This window comes from Achromobacter sp. 2789STDY5608615, assembly GCF_001298995.1.
Classification (GTDB): Bacteria; Pseudomonadota; Gammaproteobacteria; order Burkholderiales; family Burkholderiaceae_B; genus Achromobacter; species Achromobacter insuavis.
Genome location: NZ_CYTY01000090.1, coordinates 1 through 2,638, shown reverse-complemented (window position 1 = coordinate 2,638; position 2,638 = coordinate 1). Strand labels below are relative to the sequence as shown.

Here is a 2,638-nt window from a genome sequence, read left to right as displayed (position 1 = left end):
CCGGCGGCGGGCGCCGCCGCGGCCGCGGCGCGGGCTTCGCGGCGCGCGCGGGCGATGCGCAGGCCGGCCCAGCCGGCGGCGATCAGCGCCAGCGGCAACGCGAACAGGTACAGGCCGATGTCCAGCCCGGTGGGCAGCGTGCGGGACTCCTGCCACCAGATGATGACGGCCAGCCAGACGACCCCGAACACCAGGGCCAGCACCAGGCCGGTTTTGAGAAAACGGGTCATGTGGGTTCGTCGCGGTGATCGGTTGGTCGGGAGAGCAAGAGGGTCAGGGTAGTCGCGTGAGATGATCGGATCATTGCGCGGCTCCCGCGTCGCGCCGCATGACGCCCGGCCGCCGCAATTCGGTGTGGCCGAAGTCCATCAGCTTCCAGCGGCCGCCCCACGTCAGGCCGACCCGTTCGGCGGTCTCGCCGAACAGTTCGTAGCCGCGCATGGCCCACGGGTCTTTTTCCGAGACCACCACCTTGCCATCGCGCAGGAACGCGCTGTCGGCCGCGAGGCCATATTGGTGATAGCTCTGGTAGGCGCCGGCGTTGGTCACGTGCGAGCCTTTGCTCGCCAATTCTTCCTGGCGCTCGGGACTGCGGTAGCCCTCGATCAGCACCATTTCATAGCCATGCTCTTCACGCATGATGCGATACGCGGCCAGCAGGCGCTGGCGGTAATCGGCGTCCAGCAGGTTCCAGTCGCGGCTCGCGCCGCCCAGGTTCGGACGCACCAATTCCACTTCGCGCGTGGTGAAGACTTCGGGCGGCAACGGCGGCGGCGGAACCAGCCGTTCGCCGGTCAACAGCGCCTGGATACGAGGGTCCGGACCGGCCATCCGATCCTCGTAAATAAATGTGTGATTGTGTCGCATGACGAAAGCGAAAAGGGACGGAAGCAACACGACCGCGAGGCCCGCGGCGATCTGCCAGCGGTAGGCGGAAAACGTATTGCCGGCCCGGCCGACGCCCGCGCGGACCACCTGCGCGGAGCCGCCGACCACATCGCCCGCCTGCCCCGCGCCGCGCGCCACACGGCGCCGCATTCCCTGCGCGAACGCGCGTACGCTCCGCGCGGTTCCCGCCCGGAAGGAAGGGAAGACCAGCAGCGCGGAGACGCCTATCGCGAGCAGAAAATATAGGGGCAGTAGAACTAGCAACGGTATCCCTCAATCACGAAGGCGTAATCTTTTGTTCTATTCGGGATTGAGGCAAGCGCTTGGGCGTTGCAGACAGCGTCGATGCTTTAGGAATCGTAACAACAAGCCGTGATCTAAAAGGTGTCATCAGGTATTCTCGGACACCTTGGTTAAAGGGGCTTCGTGCGCCCCTGCCGACACGGGACCTCGCATGGCAGAAGACGAAAAAAGATCGCGACCACCGCCCTCTATTCCCAGCTTGCTTGCCGGGCGCTCATCCTCCCCGGATGCGCAGCCGTCGTCGCGCATTCTTGCCACGCTCGAAGGCCGCGTGCCCGAGGCCGAGGCCAAACACCTGCCGCCCAAACAACGTTCGAAGACGCCGTTGCTGGTGTTGCTGGCGCTGTTTCTGGGATGTGTCGGCGCGGGACTGTGGGCGGTCTATGACACGGCGGAATTGCCGGTGGTGGTGGCGCGCACGGAACCCGAGTCCCGGCCGGCCGCCGACGGCAAGCCCGTCGCCGGCAAGCCCGTCGCCGGCAATGGCGCCGCCACGGCCATGACGCAGGCCAACGCCAGCGCGACCGCGCAGGCGCGGATGCCGGCGAACACGGAAGCGCCGCCCTCCAATGCCGCCGCCATCATCGACGATCATCCGTTGGCGCAACTGACGCAGCCCGCGCCGGCCGCCGATGAAGGCGAGCCCGCCAATCCGTTGGCCGCGCTGGCCGTGACGGCGGCCGCGCCCAAGCCCGCCGCCGTGCCGCGCGCCGCGCCGTCCAGGGCGCCCGGTCCCGCCGCGCAACATGCGGAGCGTTCGCGCGAAGCCACCGTGGTGGCCGCGGCAACGCCCGGCGCGCCGGCGTCCACGTCCAAGAGCGCGCCGGCGCGCGGCAAGGCCACGCCACGCAATGACAGCGACGCGGCCCTGCTGGCGACGCTGATGGCCTACGGCCTGCCGCCGGCATCGCCGCCCGGCACCAAGGTCTACAAGACCGACGGTATCTTCGTGCGCGAGTTGCCGGGATCGTCGCTCGCCACCCGCCTCGGGGAATGCCGCAAGCTCGGCTTTCTCGAAAGCGAACAATGCCGCCTGCGCGTCTGCGCCGGCCACTGGGGCACGGCCCCCGAATGTCCCAATGCGCAATCCCACATTGAACCGTGATCGCGCCTGACCAAGGTTTTTCCCCGATGGATCCCACTGCCACCGCCGGCCTGTTCAATGCCGATGCCCGTCTTTACCGTTTGCAAGGCGAGGGCGTGCTCGCGTCATTGCAGGTGGAGGGCTGGATCGCGCGCGAGGCGTTCGAGGGCAAGGCCGTGCTGGACATCGTGCGCCATGTGCTCGACGGCTATGAGGGCTATGTCTACCGGCTGGCGGCCGACGTCGAACCGGCGTTGGCGGGCCTGAAGCCGCGCCCCTACACCACCCAGTACCGCGAGACCGACTACGACTTCCTGATGCGCCTGCTGGCCGAGGCCGGCCTGGGCTGGACCGTGCTGGAAG

The 2,638-nt window shown here is 68.0% G+C and carries 3 protein-coding genes and 1 pseudogene; 2 read left to right on the top strand and 2 right to left on the bottom strand.

Translation table 11 applies throughout. From position 1 onward, the window contains the following. A pseudogene (locus tag AOZ49_RS31460) lies at positions 1–230 on the bottom strand (hypothetical protein); the annotation flags it as partial. A gap of 70 nt (positions 231–300) precedes the next feature. Then, on the bottom strand, positions 301–1,152 hold the full coding sequence (locus AOZ49_RS31455; protein WP_054434048.1) for a M15 family metallopeptidase: 852 nt from the start codon (positions 1,150–1,152) through the stop codon (positions 301–303). Positions 1,153–1,390: 238 nt separating this feature from the next. On the opposite strand from AOZ49_RS31455, the gene AOZ49_RS31450 reads away from it, so the two are divergent. Together AOZ49_RS31450 and AOZ49_RS31445 are read left to right on the top strand one after the other, a co-directional pair. Then, positions 1,391–2,296 carry a hypothetical protein gene (locus AOZ49_RS31450; RefSeq protein ID WP_156355803.1) on the top strand — a complete coding sequence of 302 codons (906 nt, stop codon included), beginning with the start codon at positions 1,391–1,393 and terminating at the stop codon, positions 2,294–2,296. Positions 2,297–2,322: 26 nt separating this feature from the next. After that, the coding region (locus tag AOZ49_RS31445) for a contractile injection system protein, VgrG/Pvc8 family (protein ID WP_197286813.1) at positions 2,323–2,638 on the top strand (316 nt) is incomplete at its 3' end.